Raw genomic sequence first — 16,759 nt, 5'->3', positions numbered from 1 at the left:
AGAATACTACTTTTCATTTGAAAAAGCAAGTATATTCTTTTCGCTCGCAAAATATTCTTGTGCTGTTTTCTTATCTTTTGCGATTTGTTCAACTAACTCATCAATGCCATTAAATTTTTTCTCTTCTCTTATACGCATATGCCACTCTACTGTAACATTTTGATCGTATATATCTTTGTTAAATTCAAATAAGTGCACTTCAATTGATAATTGACGCTCATCTTCTTTAAAAGTCGGTTTATATCCAATATTACATACACCATCGTACCATTCATCGTGAACTTTTAATCTCACTGCATAAACACCTACAGGTGGCAATAAATACTCATCACTTAAACCTACATTAGCTGTTGGAAAACCAACTTGACGCCCACGTTTGTCGCCGTGTATAACTGTTCCCGCTACAGTATAGGCTCTACCTAAAATAGATGGAATTTGCTCCATTTCGCCATTTCGTATTAACTTTCGTAATGCTGTAGAACTTACTTTCTCTTCTTGAAATTCAACTTTTTCAATCACAGTCTGTGTAAACTCCCCTCTTGCATGAAATGGTAAAGTCTCCATCTTTCCTTTTCCTAAACGTCCATATGAATAATCAAACCCTGCTACTACATGCTTTACATTTAAACCAATAATATAATCATCTACAAATTGTTGCGGTAATAACCCTGCAAATGATTCATCAAATTTAATCACATATAATATATCGATTCCCAAGCTTTCGACTATTTTTTCTTTATCGCGCATTGGTGTAATATACTCCACATGCGCATCCTTTTTCCCTAAAACAACAGATGGATGAGGATGAAATGTCATAACTGCACTTTTATATCCTCGGTCGTCCGCTATTTTTTTCGCAGTTCGAATTACACATTGATGCCCTAAATGAATGCCATCAAAAAATCCTAATGCCATTACAGTAGGTGGTAATTCTAATTTATTTTGTTCATGTGGATGAGTTAAATGAATAAGTTTCACGCTTGAATTCACCTTTTTCTGTAATAATCCTTCCAATAATTCATTATAGCTTTAGTTCTTGATTATTCACAAGTACTTTCATCGGCTTTAACATGCCAGGATGTTTCGGATGATGTTCATAAATTGCTAAGCAACGATCATTTTTATCAAACACTGTAATAAATGGTGCTGTTATTTCTAATTCATTCTTTAAGAACATACCATTTTTAATTTTCTCTGCTTGCTTTTCATCTACAACCATTTTTGGAAACTTACTTAATGCTTCATCAATTGAAATGAAGATAGACTCTACTGTTCCATTTTGCACGTTTTCTTCAATTTCTTCAAATGATATGCAATCTTCTAATAAAAATTCACCAGATGCCGTTCTTATAAGATGAGACATATGTGATGGGAAACCAAGTTTCTCCCCGATCATTACCGCTAACGTTCTTACATATGTTCCTTTACTACACGTTACACGGAAACGGAATGAAATATTTTCTCCTTCAAAAACTTCACGATCATCAAGTAATACGAACTCATGAATCGTAATTGTACGAACTGGACGTTCCACCTCTTGTCCTGCTCTTGCATATTCGTATAATTTTTTCCCGTTTACTTTTACAGCCGAGAACATTGGTGGCATTTGTTCAATCGTGCCTGTTAATTCAGCAAGAACTTTTTCTACTTCCTTACGAGTAATAGCACGATCTACATTTTTCGTTTCAACAACCTCACCAGAAGCATCTTCAGTTGTCGTTGAAAATCCTAATGTTACTTCACCTTCATATGTTTTCGTTTCACTTGTTAAAAATTGTGCAATTTTTGTTGCTCTTCCGACGCAAATTGGTAATACTCCTGTTACATCTGGGTCTAATGTTCCCGTATGGCCAATTCTCTTTTCTCGCAATACCTTTCTTAATTTAAATACACAATCATGTGATGTCATGCCTTTTGGCTTATGTAATAATACTACACCTTCCATATATGTTCACCTCATCATAATTCTTTCGTAGTAAATATCCAAAACTTATTTTGCATTGAAAAAATGGATAGACAAATGTCTATCCATTATTCTTCACGTTTACCGTCTTTATTAATTTCATGTAAAAGTGTATCAATTCGATGACCATATCCGATAGACTCATCAAACTCAAAGGTAATTTCCGGTGTTTTACGAAGACGAATACGTTGGCCAATTTCTGAACGAATAAAGCCTTTTGCCTTCGCTAAACCTTTTAACGTATTTTCTTTCTGTTCTTCGTCACCTAAAACAGAAATATATACTTTGGCAATTTGTAAATCACCACTCACTTGTACATCTGTTACTGTAACAAATCCAATACGTGGGTCTTTAATTTTACGACTAATGATGTCGCCTAATTCTTTTTTCATTTGCTCGCCTACACGGTTTGCACGTAATTTCATAACTCTTCACCTCATTCAATACCATTCCAATTGTGTTATCGTACGTTCAATTTCAGGAAATGAATCAATGTACTCCAGTACACGATTCATTTCTTTTTCACAGATAACACGATTTGAGGATACGGAAACAATCGCAATTTCTGTACGTTGCCATACATCTTGATGCCCAACTTCAGAAACAGCTACATTATAGCGCTGTTTCACACGAGTTAGCACTCGTTGCAAAATTGCCCGTTTCTCTTTTAAAGAATGTACATCGTAAATCATACACTCGAATGAGAGTGAAGCGACAATCATCGCTTCACTTCTTCCATAACATATGCTTCAATGATGTCCCCTTCTTTAAGGTCATTATATCTCTCAATTGTAATACCACACTCATAGTTTTGTGCAACTTCTTTTACGTCGTCTTTGAAACGTTTTAACGTATCAAGTTGTCCTTCAAAAATTACTATACCATCGCGGATAATACGAACGCCACTATCGCGTGTAATTTTACCGTCAATTACGTAACAACCTGCAATTGTTCCAACTTTTGTTACCTTGAATGTTTGACGAACTTCCGCTTGACCGATTACTTTTTCTTCGAATTCTGGATCAAGCATACCTTGCATTGCTAATTCAATTTCTTCGATTACTTTGTAGATAATGCGGTGTAAGCGAACATCAACGTTCTCTAATTCAGCTGTACGCTTCGCGTTCACATCCGGACGTACGTTAAATCCAATTACAATTGCATTAGATGCAGAAGCTAAAATAATATCAGATTCTGTAATCGCACCTACACCAGTGTGAATGATTTTAACTTTTACGCCTTCAACATCAATTTTACGAAGTGATGCTGCCATCGCTTCAACAGAACCTTGTACGTCTGCTTTTACGATTAAGTTGATTTCTTTTACATCGCTCTCTTGGATTTGTTGGAATAAATCTTCAAGGCTTAATTTAGATTTCTCACCACGTTGTGCAACTAACGCTTCTTGTGCACGTGATTCACCGATTTGACGAGCTTTCTTCTCATCAGCGAATGCCATGAAACGATCTCCAGCCTGTGGTACTTCATTTAAACCTGTAATTTCAACAGGAGTTGATGGACCAGCAACTTTTACACGACGACCAATATCACTTACCATTGCACGAACACGTCCGAATGAAGTTCCAACAACAATTGGATCTCCAACTCGAAGCGTACCGTTTTGAACTAATAATGTCGCGATAGTTCCTTTACCTTTATCAAGTTGTGCTTCAATTACAGTACCCGTTGCATAACGATTTGGGTTTGCTTTATATTCTTCTACTTCACTTACAAGAAGGATCATCTCTAGCAAGTTGTCAATGCCTTCGCCTTGAATTGCAGAAATTGGTACGAAAATTGTGTCTCCGCCCCAAGCTTCTGGAACTAATTCATATTCTGTTAATTCTTGCATTACACGATCAGGATTCGCCGCTGGTTTATCCATTTTATTCACAGCAACAATAATTGGTACTCCAGCTGCTTTTGCATGGCTAATCGCTTCAACTGTTTGTGGCATAACACCGTCATCAGCTGCAACAACAAGGATTGTAATATCAGTTACTTGCGCACCACGAGCACGCATCGTTGTAAATGCCGCGTGACCAGGCGTATCTAAGAATGTAATTTTCTTATCATTTACTTCAACTTGGTATGCACCAATATGCTGAGTAATTCCACCAGCTTCACCAGCAGTTACTTTTGAATTACGAATAGAGTCAAGTAATGTTGTTTTACCATGGTCAACGTGTCCCATAATCGTAACAACAGCTGGACGCTCTTTTAAGTTTTCTTCATCATCTTGCTCATCCATGAATGTTTCAAACTCAGTTTCACTTACCACTATTTCTTCTTCTACTTCAATACCGTAATCAGTAGCGATTAACTCAATTGTATCTTTATCTAAATCTTGGTTAATTGTCGCCATAATTCCTAGCATGAAGAGCTTTTTAATAATTTCAGATGGCTCTTTGCTTAACTTTTTAGCAAGTTCACCTACTGTAAGGCTTCCAGAGAAAGTAATTTTATCTGGTGTTTCTACTATTTGTGTTTGTTGTCTTCCAGCAAAGTTATCTTGACGTTTGTCTTCATTTCCTTTGCCTTTTTTCTTTTTCTTATTGCTGTTCTTTTTACTGCGAACAACTTTCTCTTCTACTTCAAACTCATCTGCAACAGAAGGTTTTTCCGCTCCAGTGTTATATTCATTATCTAATTTATTTACTACTTCGTCTTCTAACATTGTCATATGATTCGAAACCTCGATATTCATCTCTTTAAGTTTTGTCATAAGATCTTTACTTGAGATATTATTTTTTTTTGCATATTCATGTACTCGAATTTTACTCATACCTTCACCCCCGGTAATTTGTATCGAGCATGCTACGTAGCTTTTTCGCAAAGCCTTCATCTAACACAGCTACAACGACTCGCTCGTCTCTCCCAATCGCATGCCCTAATTGTTGTCGATTTTCGACTTTTTTCATTGGTACGTTGTAGTACGTCGTTTTATCAGTGATACGTTTAGTAGTGTTCGCTGACGCATCTTCAGAAAGCAATACGAGCTTTGCTTTACCACTTCGTACTTCTTTTAAAACGAGTTCTTCACCCGAAATGATTTTTCGAGCGCGATTTGCTAGTCCTAAAAACGATTTCCAATCGGACACTTATTTCGACTCCTTCTCAACAAGCTCAAGAAGCTCTTCGTACAGAGAACTGTCGATTTTCGCTTTTAGATGATGTTCCAAAATGTTTTTCTTTTGGGCTTGTATAATGCATTCTTTATCTTTTGACAAATATGCACCTCGTCCTGATTTTTTTCCAGATAAATCAATAGACACTTCGCCCTCTTTGGAACGAACAATGCGAACGAGCTCTCGTTTTGATTTCATCTCTTGCGTCGCAATACATTTTCGTAACGGAACTTTTCGATTGCTCATACTCATCACCTCTATTCGATTTCGTCTTCAACTGAATCGAATCCGAATGCGATTACGCTATCTTCTTCTGTCACAATTCCAAGTTGTTTCGCATCAGACTCACTTTTAATATCAATTTTCCAGCCTGTTAATTTAGCTGCAAGACGTGCATTTTGTCCACGCTTACCGATAGCTAACGATAGCTGGTGGTCTGGAACAACAACAGTTGTTGCTTTTTCATCTTCATCTACAAGTACTTTAACAACTTGTGATGGGCTTAAAGCATTTGCAACATATTCAACTGGGTCATTTGACCAGCGAACGATGTCAATCTTTTCACCTTTTAGTTCATCAACAACACGTTGTACACGTTGTCCTTTCGGTCCTACGCAAGAACCAACTGGATCAACATCAATGTTTTCTGCATGCACAGAGATTTTAGAACGATCTCCTGCTTCGCGCGCTACAGAGCGAATTTCTACAGTTCCATCATAAATTTCTGGAACTTCCATTTCGAATAAACGTTTTAAAAGACCAGGATGTGTACGTGATACGTAAATTTGTGGTCCTTTTGTTGTCTTTTCTACTTTTGTAATAAATACGCGAATACGATCATGTGGCTTATATTGCTCATTTGGCATTTGCTCACTTACGGGTAATAAAGCTTCTACTTTGCCTAAGCTTACGTAGATGAAACGAGCATCTTGACGTTGTACAATACCAACCATAATGTCTTCTTCACGATCACTAAATTCTGAGTAAATAACACCACGTTCTGCTTCACGAACTCGTTGTGTTACAACTTGTTTTGCAGTTTGCGCTGCAATACGACCAAAATCTTTTGGCGTTACTTCAATTTCTAGTACGTCGCCATCTTGGTAGTTTGGATTAATTTGTCTTGCCTCTTCTACAGAGATTTCAAGACGTGGATCAAACACATTATCAACAACGTCCTTACGTGCTAAAACTTGAATTGTTCCCACTTCTGGGTTAAAGCTCACACGAACGTTTTGTGCTTGGTTAAAATTGCGTTTATAAGCAGAGATTAACGCTGCTTCAATCGCATCAATAATAATATCTTTACTAATACCTTTTTCTGACTCTAATACGAGCAAAGCATCTAACAACTCAGTGCTCATGAAGATCCCCCTTCTTACTAAAACGTAACAGCAAGTCGCGCATTTGCAACTTTATCCATTGGAATTTGGATTTCTTTTTTACGTGTTTTAATTGTTAATAGTAGTGTAATTGTAGTACCGTCGTAGGAAAGTAACTTTCCTTCAAACATCTTTTCGCCATCAATCGGCTCATATGTTTTAATTGCCACTTGTTTTCCTACCGCTTGCTGGAAGTCTTTCTCTTTCTTTAATGGGCGTTCTGCTCCAGGAGATGATACATCCAAAAAATAAAGGTGAGGAATTGGATCCTCTTTATCTAAAGCTTCGCTTAAACGTTCACTTACCGCACCGCATTCTTCAATGTCGACTCCCTTTTCAGAATCGATGAATACGCGTAAGAACCAGTCTTGTCCTTCTTTCACATACTCTACATCTACAAGTTCAAGATTTAACTCTTCAACGATTGGCTGCGCAAATGCTTCTACAACTTCTGTGACTTTCTTATCCATAAACAGCCTCCTTCCTGCCGCCATGTACCATTTACAAGAAAAGATCCCGTTCACAAAGACGGTCTATCTTATTCTTTCTCGTTAGCTAACAAAAGCCCCTGCCGTTAAGCAGGGAATATCTGTCTTAGTATTACCAAATTTAAGAAGTAAAACTTGTAACAAAATATGTATATACGACAGAAATGTCTTTACTATCTACATGAATAAAATGTAGATAGTAACACGAAAGAGTGGGTTTCCCCACTCTCTTTTTCACAAAATATACATGACATGGTTATCTCGGTTTATAGTATACCATAGCAAATATTGATTTGCAAAGACTTTTCCTACCTATTAGAACAGTGATAATTGGTTTTGATCCGGCAAATCTCCTAAACAACCTTGGCTATCTAAATACTCAATAATTGTTTTCGAAACCTTACTTCGCTGCTGTAAGTCTTCTTTTGATAAGAAGTCTCCATTTTTGCGCGCTTCCACAATACTTAAGGCTGCGTTCGTACCAAGACCAGGCACTGCATTAAATGGAGGAATTAAAGTATCCCCATCAATAATAAACTCAGTAGCATGCGAGCGGTATAAATCGACCTTTTGGAATGAATATCCACGCTCACACATTTCCAGTGTCATTTCTAGTACTGTTAATAAACTCTTCTCTTTCGGCGCTGCATCCAATCCCTTTTGAGCAATTTCATCAATTTTTACACGTATGGATGCTGAACCTTTCGCCATCGCCTCTACATCAAAATCATCTGCACGGACTGTAAAATATGCCGCATAGAATAAAAGTGCAAAATGTACTTTAAAGTATGCGATACGCACAGCCATAAGTACGTAAGCAGCCGCATGGGCTTTAGGGAACATGTATTTAATCTTCTTACATGAATCAATATACCAACCTGGCACATTATTACCTTTCATGTCATCTTCCCATTCTTCCGGTACACCTTTACCTTTACGAACCGACTCCATGATTTTGAAGGCTAATGATGGATCTAAACCTTGATAGATTAAATATACCATGATGTCATCACGACAACCGATAACTTCACTCAGCGTACATGTACCGTTATAAATTAACTCATTTGCATTACCAAGCCATACGTCAGTACCATGTGACAGCCCAGAAATTTGGACCAATTCTGAGAATGTCGTTGGTTTTGTCTCTTCTAACATCTGTCTTACGAACTTCGTACCGAATTCTGGGATACCAAGTGTACCTGTTTTACAGTTAATTTGTTCTTCCGTTACCCCTAACGTTTCTGGACCAGAGAAAATTTTCATTACTTCTGGATCATCCGTTGGGATTGTTTTCGGATCAATACCACTTAGATCTTGTAACATACGAATAACGGTCGGATCATCGTGTCCTAGTATATCAAGTTTCAATAAATTATCATGAATCGAGTGGAAGTCAAAATGCGTTGTTCTCCACTCAGCACCAATTGAATCAGCAGGAAACTGTATTGGTGAAAAATCAAAGATATCCATGTAATCTGGCACAACGATAATACCACCTGGATGCTGTCCAGTTGTACGTTTTACCCCTGTACATCCCGCTACTAAGCGATCAATCTCTGCATTTCGAATTGTTAAATTGTGATCATTTGCATAACCTTTTACATATCCATAAGCTGTTTTTTCCGCAACTGTACCAATCGTTCCAGCACGGTATACATAGTCTTCACCGAACAGTACTTTCGTATAGTTATGGGCACGTGGTTGGTATTCCCCGGAGAAGTTCAAATCGATATCGGGTACCTTATCTCCTTTAAATCCAAGGAACGTTTCGAATGGAATATCATGTCCATCTTTCACATATGCCACATTACATGTCGGACAATCTTTATCTGGTAAGTCGAAACCAGAGCCTACGGAACCATCATTAAAGAATTCAGATTGCTTGCACTTTGGACAGACATAGTGTGGTGGTAATGGGTTTACTTCTGTAATTTCCATCATCGTTGCAACGAACGATGAACCTACTGAACCACGCGAACCTACTAGATATCCGTCGACTAACGATTTTTTCACAAGCTTATGTGAGATTAAATAGATAACGGCAAATCCATGTCCAATAATACTTTTCAATTCTTTTTCTAAGCGAGCCTCTACAATTTCTGGTAGTTCTTCACCATATATACTGCGTGCCATTTTATAACTCATATCACGTGTTTCATCATCGGCACCCTCAATTTTCGGTGTATATAGATCATCTTTTACTGGACGAACATCACCAATTAATGACGCAACCTTTTGTGTATTCGTCACAACAACTTCTTTCGCTTTGTCTTCACCTAAAAATGAAAAACACTCTAGCATTTCATCAGTTGTACGGAAATGTACTGGCGGTAATGAATGTCGATTTAACGGATTGGCTCCGCCCTGCGAACTGACTAAAATTTTACGATACATTGCATCTTCTGGATCTAAGTAATGCACGTTCCCTGTAGCAACAACTGGTTTATCTAACGTCTCGCCTAGTTTTACTAAGTTAGAGATAATTGTTTTTAATTGTCCCTCATCTCGAACGAGTTCACGCTCTACTAAATGACGCAACACCTCTGGAGGCATTACTTCAATGTAATCATAGAACTGTGCAATTTCTTCTACCTCTTCAGGAGCTTTTTGCATCATTGCCTCAAACACTTCACCTTTATCACAAGCCGTTCCTACTAAAATTCCTTCACGATATTTTTTTAATAGTGACCTCGGTACTCGTGGTACACGGTAAAAGTAATTAAGGTGAGAATATGAAACAAGTTTATATAAATTTTTCAATCCAACATCTGATGTGGCAAGTAACGTCAGATGGCTTGGACGGCCACGCTTATACGCATCCCCTTGCCCCATGCTATCATTTAATTGATCGTGATATTCAAATCCCTTTTCAATTACGTCTTTCAACATTTTCACAAGTAAATATCCCGTCGCTTCTGTATCATAAATCGCACGGTGATGTTGCGTTAATTCAATATCAAGTTTTTTACACATCGTATTTAATCGATGATTTTTCATTTCTGGGAATAAGAATCGTGCAAGTTCTAACGTATCAATAACGGGGTTATTCGTTTTTTCTAACCCAGCCTTTTTAAAACCTACGTTAATAAATCCCATATCGAAGCTTGCGTTATGGGCAACAAGTGTATGGTCACCCATCCATTCCTCAAACTTTTTAAACACTTCGTCCACTTCTGGTGCATCAGTTAACATATCATCTGTAATACCTGTTAATTCAATAATCGTCGCTGATAATGGTTGATGTGGGTTTGCGAAAGATTCAAAGCGATCAATGATTTCGCCACCCTTTACTTTTACGGCAGCCAACTCAATGACTGTATCGTATACAGCTGATAAACCTGTCGTCTCAACGTCGAAAACAACATACGTTTCCTCTGCAAGTAAACGATGCGCTTCGTTATACGCTATCGGTACACCATCATTAACTAAATTCGCTTCTACACCGTATATAACTTTAACTCCAGCCTTTTTCCCCGCAGAATATGCCTCCGGGAACGACTGAGCCACAGCATGGTCTGTAACCGCAATAGCTTCATGTCCCCATTTACCAGCTTGGGCAACAAGCCTAGAAACAGGAGTAACAGCATCCATTTGGCTCATGGGAGTGTGAAGATGAAGTTCTACACGCTTTTCGCCTTCTGGCGCTTTATCTTTACGAGACGGACCTGTTATTTCATTAATATCATTCGCAATCATTACTAAATCTCGAACAAATGTATCGTTTTGGACTGAACCACGGGCTTTCACCCACATTCCTTTTTTCAAGGATTGCAGCATTGGAATATCTTCTTTGTCACGCGAGAACATTTTGATCATAATAGAATCCGTATAATCCGTTATTTTTAAAGTTAATAACGTACGTCCACTACGAAGCTCTTTTGTCTCTACATGGAAGACATATCCTTGAACCGTTTTTCTTCTTTCTTCATCTTGAATTTCTCGCATCGGTGTAATCTCTTCATCTGGCTTAATAAGATACCCGAGTGTAATCGGTCCTTCATACACAACGCTACTTTCTTCAGCTTGCTTCTTCGCCATTTCTTCCATAGCTTGTATAACACGCTCGCGGTCTTCTTGCTGCGTTTGCTCACGAAACTTTTGCATTTCTTCTGCATTTTGCTGTATATGTGTGTCTAACTGGAAACGCGGGAATCCAAAAGCTTCGTATTGATCCCCTACTGGTTTCGCAACGTTTTTCTTTAAAGCAGTAGACTCCAGCTCATTATTCACATTTATTAGCAACTTCACTCCATTCACCTGCGGAAGCTGTTTCTTTAAGTAAGCAAACATAGGTGAAAATGTAATTCGTTCCGTACAAAGCGGCCAATACGCCCTCACTTCTTCTTCTGTAAATTGTTTATTCTCTGTTTCTAATGCAAATGTTGTTCTTGCAATATGAGAAAATGATTGCTTAAGCTTTGTTTCTAGCAATTCATATAATTCTGTAGGCAAAATACGTGGCACTTGTAAATCAAAATGCCAACTTTTATTCGCTTTATCAATAACGAGCCTTTCAATACCACCGCCTTGTAAATATTGATTTATAAGGTCGTCTGGTATTTGCAACTGCTGGAGCAAAATTTGAAATCGCTCTTGTTGTTCATTTGTTAAAGACATAAGCACTCTCCTTCCATTTGCTATTATAAATTGAAACGTACTACAAAGAAAGATTTCTCACTTCCTCTTTTACAAAATACGTTTACAAAGAAAGAGAAGGTACCCCATTACGAGGTACCTCTTCTTATTTTAAAATATTTGCAATATATGTTTGAAGTTCTTCTACTTTTACTTCTTCAGACTCACCTGTAGCACGTACTTTCACTTCTACAATACCTTCGTCTGCTTTTTTACCAACTGTAACGCGAACTGGAAGGCCGAATAAATCTGCATCTGCAAATTTAACACCTGCACGTTCTGCACGATCGTCTAATAACACTTCATAGCCTTTTTCTTGTAATGAGTTGTAGATATTTTCACCCATTTCACGTTGTGCATCAGATTTCATATTTACTGGAATTACATGCACATGGAACGGTGCTACAGCTTTCGGCCAAACTAAGCCGTTCTCATCATTAAACTGCTCTGCAATTGCTGCCACTGTACGAGATACACCGATACCGTAACAACCCATAATAAGTGGTTGTGTTTTCCCATTTTCATCTAGGAATGTTGCGTTCATTGCTTCACTATAACGAGTTCCTAATTTGAATACATGACCAACTTCAATTCCGCGTGCAAAAAGAATTGTTCCGTTTCCGTCTGGAGATTGGTCTCCTTCTTGAATAAAGCGTAAATCTGTATACTGACTTACTTTAAAGTCACGTTCTGGATTTACATTTACATAATGGAATCCTTCTTCGTTCGCTCCTGAACATCCGTTAACAATTGATGCTACAGCATGGTCAGCGATAATTTCGATATCACCTGTTACACCAATCGGTCCTAATGAACCAACTTCACAATTTAATAATTCTTTTACTTCCTCATGAGAAGCAAGCTCAACAACTGAAGCGCCGTATACATTTTTCACTTTTACATCGTTTACTTCGTGATCACCACGAACAAGTACAACTACTAATTTCTCATCTACTTTAAATACCATAGACTTAATACACTTGTCAGCTTCAATGTTTAAGAATGCAGATACTTCTTCAATCGCTTTTTGATCTGGCGTTGCAACCTTTTCAAGTGCCATTTCCGCTTCGTCACTCTTCGTATACGTAGCTACAACAGGAGCCATTTCAATGTTCGCTGCATAATCAGATGTATCAGAGTATGCAATTGTATCTTCACCAACATCAGATAATACCATGAATTCATGTGTATCTTTTCCGCCCATTGCTCCAGAATCAGCAATAACTGCACGGAAGTTCAAACCACAACGAGCAAAAATGTTAGAATATGCTTTGTATAAGCAATCGTATACTTCATCTAAGCTCTCTTGTGTAGCATGGAAAGAGTATGCATCTTTCATTAGAAACTCTCTTCCACGTAATAAACCGAAACGAGGTCTTTGTTCATCGCGGAATTTCGTTTGAATTTGATATAATGTTAACGGTAATTTTTTATATGATTTTATTTCATCACGTACAAGATCAGTAATTACTTCTTCATGCGTCGCTCCTAAAGCAAACTCACGAGCGTTACGATCTTTCATACGCATTAATTCAGATCCGTAAGAATACCAACGACCTGATTCTTGCCATAATTCTGCAGCTTGCATAGCTGGCATCAATAATTCCACAGCTCCTGCGCGCTCCATTTCTTCTCGAACGATACGTTCTACTTTGTGTAATACTTTTAACCCAAATGGTAGAAAACTATAAATACCAGAAGCATTTTGACGCATAAAACCTGCGCGAAGTAATAATTGATGACTCTTAATTTCAGCATCAGCTGGAACTTCACGTAATGTAGGACTGAATACCATACTTTGTTTCATTTATTTGCACCTCTTCATTTTACTCTTACACGCAGTAAAACCCCTCACCTCGAATTAGGTGAGGGATTTTATTCTACGGACTCTATTTCATTATAAGTTTCATTCTATTTTACAAGAAAAACTTACGAATGTCATTCCATGTTACAACTAACATTAATAACATTAATAATGCAAAACCAATAAAGTGAACCATTCCTTCTTTTTGACGGTCAATTGGTTTTCCTCGTAACGCTTCAATTAAGAAGAAGAATAAACGGCCACCGTCTAAAGCAGGAACTGGTAATAAATTGAATAAACCAAGGTTAATACTTAAAACTGCCGCTAAACTTAGTACACGCGTAAATCCATAATCTACAACTTGATCTGTTAGATTATAAATTCCTACTGGACCTGACAACTCATTAATAGAAAATTGACCAGTTACTAATTTCACAAGAGATTCAAAAATTAGTTTCGTCCATTGGTATGTTTGTTCAAATCCTGATTTAATAGAACCCATTACTGTTTTCTCTACAGGGGAATAAACACCAATCCTACCAACTTCGTCTTTTCCTTCTTTATCGAGTGTTGGCGTTACTTTCACATTAAACTGTTCATTATCACGCTTTACTTGTAACGTAATTTCTTTATTTGGATTTTCACGTACAATGTCAACAACATCTTTCCATGTACTTGTGTTTTTCCCATCAATCGCTTGAATTGTATCATTCTCTTTCAATCCAGCTTGCTGTGCTGCACTATTATCCATCACTTTTCCGACCATTGGTTTGTCAATAGGAACCCCTTGTACAAATCCAAGAATCACAAAAATAACAAATGCTAAAATGAAGTTCATTGCAGGACCCGCAAAGATTGTTAAAGCGCGTTGCCCTAGTTTTTTTGAACCAAATTGTCTATTATACGGAGCAATTTGAATTTCTTCCCCCGCAGTAATAATACGAGCTTTTTCATTCACTCGGAACGTTTGAAGCTCTTCCTCGTACTCCTCATAGCCCGAAATTGTTAGATTGTGCTCCAAATCAGCTTGTTCGACTTCAATGACACGAACATTTGGATACTTTTCATATCCATCAAAAACTAATTTCACAACTTCGTCTTTTTCATTTAATACAAGGCCAACCTTTTTCCCAGGCTTTAACTCAACTGTGTCCGCATCCTCGCCAGCCATTCTTACATAGCCACCAAGGGGCAGTAATCGAATCGTATACACCGTTTCATTCTTTTCAAATGAGAATATTTTCGGACCAAAACCAATCGCAAACTCGCGGCATAAAATACCTGCTCTTTTTGCGAAATATAGATGCCCTAGCTCATGGAAAAATACGAGTGCACCGAAAATTAATATAAAGGCAATCGCTGTATTCAATTCCATAACCACCTTTGCTAAATTTGTTCCATCACAAACCGTCTTGTGGCTGCATCAATTTCCAGAATTTCCTCTAAGCTCGGACGTGCAATGACATTGTGATGGTTCATTGCTTTTTCAATGAGGTCTTCTACTGTTAAGAAACCAATTCTCTTTTGTAAAAAGGCTTCAACAGCTACTTCATTCGCTGCGTTCATTACAGCTGGCATACTTCCACCTGCTTTTCCAGCTTCATACGCAAAACGTAGACAACGGAATCTTTCTTGGTCCATTTTCTCAAAATGCAACGTCCCTATTTCCCATAAGTTTAACTGTTTTGTGTCTGAAAGAGGCAATCTATCAGGATATGTAAGTGCGTATTGAATCGGTACTCGCATATCAGGTGAACCAAGCTGCGCCATTACACTACGATCTTCAAATTCAACCATAGAATGGATAATACTTTCTTTATGTAAAACAACATCGATTTGCTCGTAAGGGATACCAAAAAGCCAATGTGCTTCAATTACTTCTAGTCCCTTATTCATCATTGTAGCAGAATCAATTGTAATTTTCGAACCCATTGACCAGTTTGGATGTCGAAGCGCATCTTCTACGGTCACATGATGCAATTCATCCCTCGTTTTATCACGGAAACTTCCACCAGAAGCCGTTATAATAAGACGAGAAATTCTTTTCTCATTTTCACCATTCAAGCATTGAAAAATAGCTGAATGTTCACTATCTACTGGAAGTAACGAAACATTATGTTTTCGTGCTGCTTCCATTACAAGATGTCCTGCAGTTACTAACGTTTCTTTATTTGCAATTCCAATTGTTTTTTTCGCCTCAATTGCACGAAGTGTTGGTAACAACCCTACGCTACCTACAACAGCATTTACTACAATCTCCGCATCTGGATGTAATGCTACTTCTAAAAGCCCTTCACTACCATATACAATTTTTGTATTACCAGAAACAGCTTGTAATTTTAAAACATCTTCCTCTCTTTGCACAGAGACGATTTGCGGAGAAAATTCTTGAATTACCTTTACTGCGTAGTCAATATTTTTCCCTACAGAAAAAGCAACGAGACGGAATTGGTCTGGGTGCGAGCGTAATACATCTAAAGTTTGTGTACCAATTGATCCGCTTGCACCTAATAAACTAATGTTTTTCATGACTCCAACCCCTCGTTCATTTATTAATTGTATTGTAATAAGAAGTAGAGAATTGGTAAAACGAATAACCAACTATCTGTTCGATCTAATATACCACCATGTCCAGGTAAAATTGTACCTGAATCCTTTACGCCATAATGACGTTTAAAAGCAGATTGTACTAAATCACCAATTTGTCCAAAAATAGAAATGATAATTGTCAGCACAATTAAAATTACTACATTCGATTCCACTGGGAAGAACGCGTTGTAAACAAGTGCCACGATAATTCCGCAAACGATGCCGCCTAATGAACCTTCAATCGTTTTATTTGGACTAATTTCTGGCCACAATTTTCTCTTGCCTAATGCTTTTCCTACGAAATATGCGCCTGAATCAGTAGCCCATATAATAAATAATGCGCAAAACACATATTTAATTCCTAATATTCTCGTTTCATTTAAATATAAGAATCCCATTGCCACATATGTCGTTGCCATCAGTAAAAATGAAGCATTATCAAAAGTAAATGTATTCTTAGAAAGGACTGTATATGATAAAAGTAATAAAACAATCACAAATGTGATTTCCAATTTACCTAATCCAATCCATGTAAACAGTTCTGATGCACTACTTGGAATTAAAAGAATCCACAATAATACTGCAGCTAAAACTGTCGGTACTGAAATAAGCGTAAGCTTATTCATGCGAATTAATTCATATAAACCTATAGAAGCAAGTGCATACACTAAAACCGTAAAAGGCACGCCACCGTATATTACGATGGGAATGAATAGCGCGGCAGCAACCACTCCAGTAATAATTCTCTGTTTCACTACCAAACCCTCTCT

General features: G+C 37.6%; 14 protein-coding genes. All 14 read right to left on the bottom strand.

From position 1 onward, the window contains the following. Positions 1–6: 6 nt before the first annotated feature. The 14 genes from ribF to cdsA all read right to left on the bottom strand — a co-directional run bounded on the left by ribF (position 7) and on the right by cdsA (position 16,744). Positions 7–978, bottom strand: coding sequence for a bifunctional riboflavin kinase/FAD synthetase (ribF, locus tag C4S65_RS13595; protein WP_086407615.1), 972 nt, complete (start codon positions 976–978; stop codon positions 7–9). 43 nt (positions 979–1,021) lie between these two features. Further along, positions 1,022–1,945, bottom strand: coding sequence for a tRNA pseudouridine(55) synthase TruB (gene truB / locus C4S65_RS13590; RefSeq protein WP_000399366.1), 924 nt, complete (start codon positions 1,943–1,945; stop codon positions 1,022–1,024). Positions 1,946–2,031: 86 nt separating this feature from the next. Next, complete coding sequence (gene rbfA, locus C4S65_RS13585; RefSeq protein ID WP_000776437.1) at positions 2,032–2,388, bottom strand: 30S ribosome-binding factor RbfA; 357 nt, start codon at positions 2,386–2,388, stop codon at positions 2,032–2,034. Positions 2,389–2,403: 15 nt separating this feature from the next. Next, a complete protein-coding gene (locus C4S65_RS13580; RefSeq protein ID WP_000634349.1) occupies positions 2,404–2,685 on the bottom strand; it encodes a DUF503 family protein in 282 nt (93 codons plus the stop codon). Further along, positions 2,682–4,748, bottom strand: coding sequence for a translation initiation factor IF-2 (infB, locus tag C4S65_RS13575; RefSeq protein WP_000036346.1), 2,067 nt, complete (start codon positions 4,746–4,748; stop codon positions 2,682–2,684). Before infB ends, C4S65_RS13580 begins: the two co-directional genes overlap by 4 nt. A 4-nt stretch (positions 4,749–4,752) precedes the next feature. Next, entirely contained in the window at positions 4,753–5,064 is a 312-nt protein-coding gene (locus tag C4S65_RS13570; RefSeq protein ID WP_001286522.1) for a YlxQ family RNA-binding protein, read from the bottom strand. Then, positions 5,065–5,337 (bottom strand): YlxR family protein, encoded by a 273-nt coding sequence (locus tag C4S65_RS13565; RefSeq protein ID WP_000071123.1) that lies wholly within the window; start codon positions 5,335–5,337, stop codon positions 5,065–5,067. It lies immediately after the preceding gene. 11 nt (positions 5,338–5,348) lie between these two features. Beyond that, complete coding sequence (gene nusA, locus C4S65_RS13560; RefSeq protein WP_000102598.1) at positions 5,349–6,455, bottom strand: transcription termination factor NusA; 1,107 nt, start codon at positions 6,453–6,455, stop codon at positions 5,349–5,351. A 17-nt stretch (positions 6,456–6,472) separates the two neighbouring features. Next, positions 6,473–6,943: a ribosome maturation factor RimP gene (gene rimP / locus C4S65_RS13555; protein ID WP_000359095.1), complete on the bottom strand. Its 471-nt coding sequence runs from the start codon at positions 6,941–6,943 to the stop codon at positions 6,473–6,475. Positions 6,944–7,276: 333 nt separating this feature from the next. Further along, positions 7,277–11,578, bottom strand: a complete 4,302-nt coding sequence (locus tag C4S65_RS13550) for a PolC-type DNA polymerase III (protein WP_000059996.1) — start codon at positions 11,576–11,578, stop codon at positions 7,277–7,279. Between the two features lie 124 nt (positions 11,579–11,702). Beyond that, the gene (locus C4S65_RS13540) at positions 11,703–13,403 is read right to left on the bottom strand and encodes a proline--tRNA ligase (RefSeq protein ID WP_086407616.1); all 1,701 of its coding nucleotides are present in this window, start codon (positions 13,401–13,403) and stop codon (positions 11,703–11,705) included. Positions 13,404–13,512: 109 nt separating this feature from the next. Beyond that, on the bottom strand, positions 13,513–14,769 hold the full coding sequence (gene rseP / locus C4S65_RS13535) for an RIP metalloprotease RseP (RefSeq protein ID WP_001090242.1): 1,257 nt from the start codon (positions 14,767–14,769) through the stop codon (positions 13,513–13,515). A 17-nt stretch (positions 14,770–14,786) separates the two neighbouring features. Next, positions 14,787–15,929 (bottom strand): 1-deoxy-D-xylulose-5-phosphate reductoisomerase, encoded by a 1,143-nt coding sequence (gene dxr, locus C4S65_RS13530; RefSeq protein WP_000790358.1) that lies wholly within the window; start codon positions 15,927–15,929, stop codon positions 14,787–14,789. Positions 15,930–15,952: 23 nt separating this feature from the next. Further along, entirely contained in the window at positions 15,953–16,744 is a 792-nt protein-coding gene (gene cdsA, locus C4S65_RS13525; RefSeq protein ID WP_000813589.1) for a phosphatidate cytidylyltransferase, read from the bottom strand. Positions 16,745–16,759: the final 15 nt, after the last annotated feature.

The sequence above is a fragment of the Bacillus sp. ok061 genome (assembly GCF_900108285.1).
Classification (GTDB): domain Bacteria; phylum Bacillota; class Bacilli; order Bacillales; family Bacillaceae_G; genus Bacillus_A; species Bacillus_A thuringiensis_S.
The sequence above is the reverse complement of the archived record's forward strand: the minus strand, read 5'-3'. Positions and strand labels throughout refer to the sequence as shown.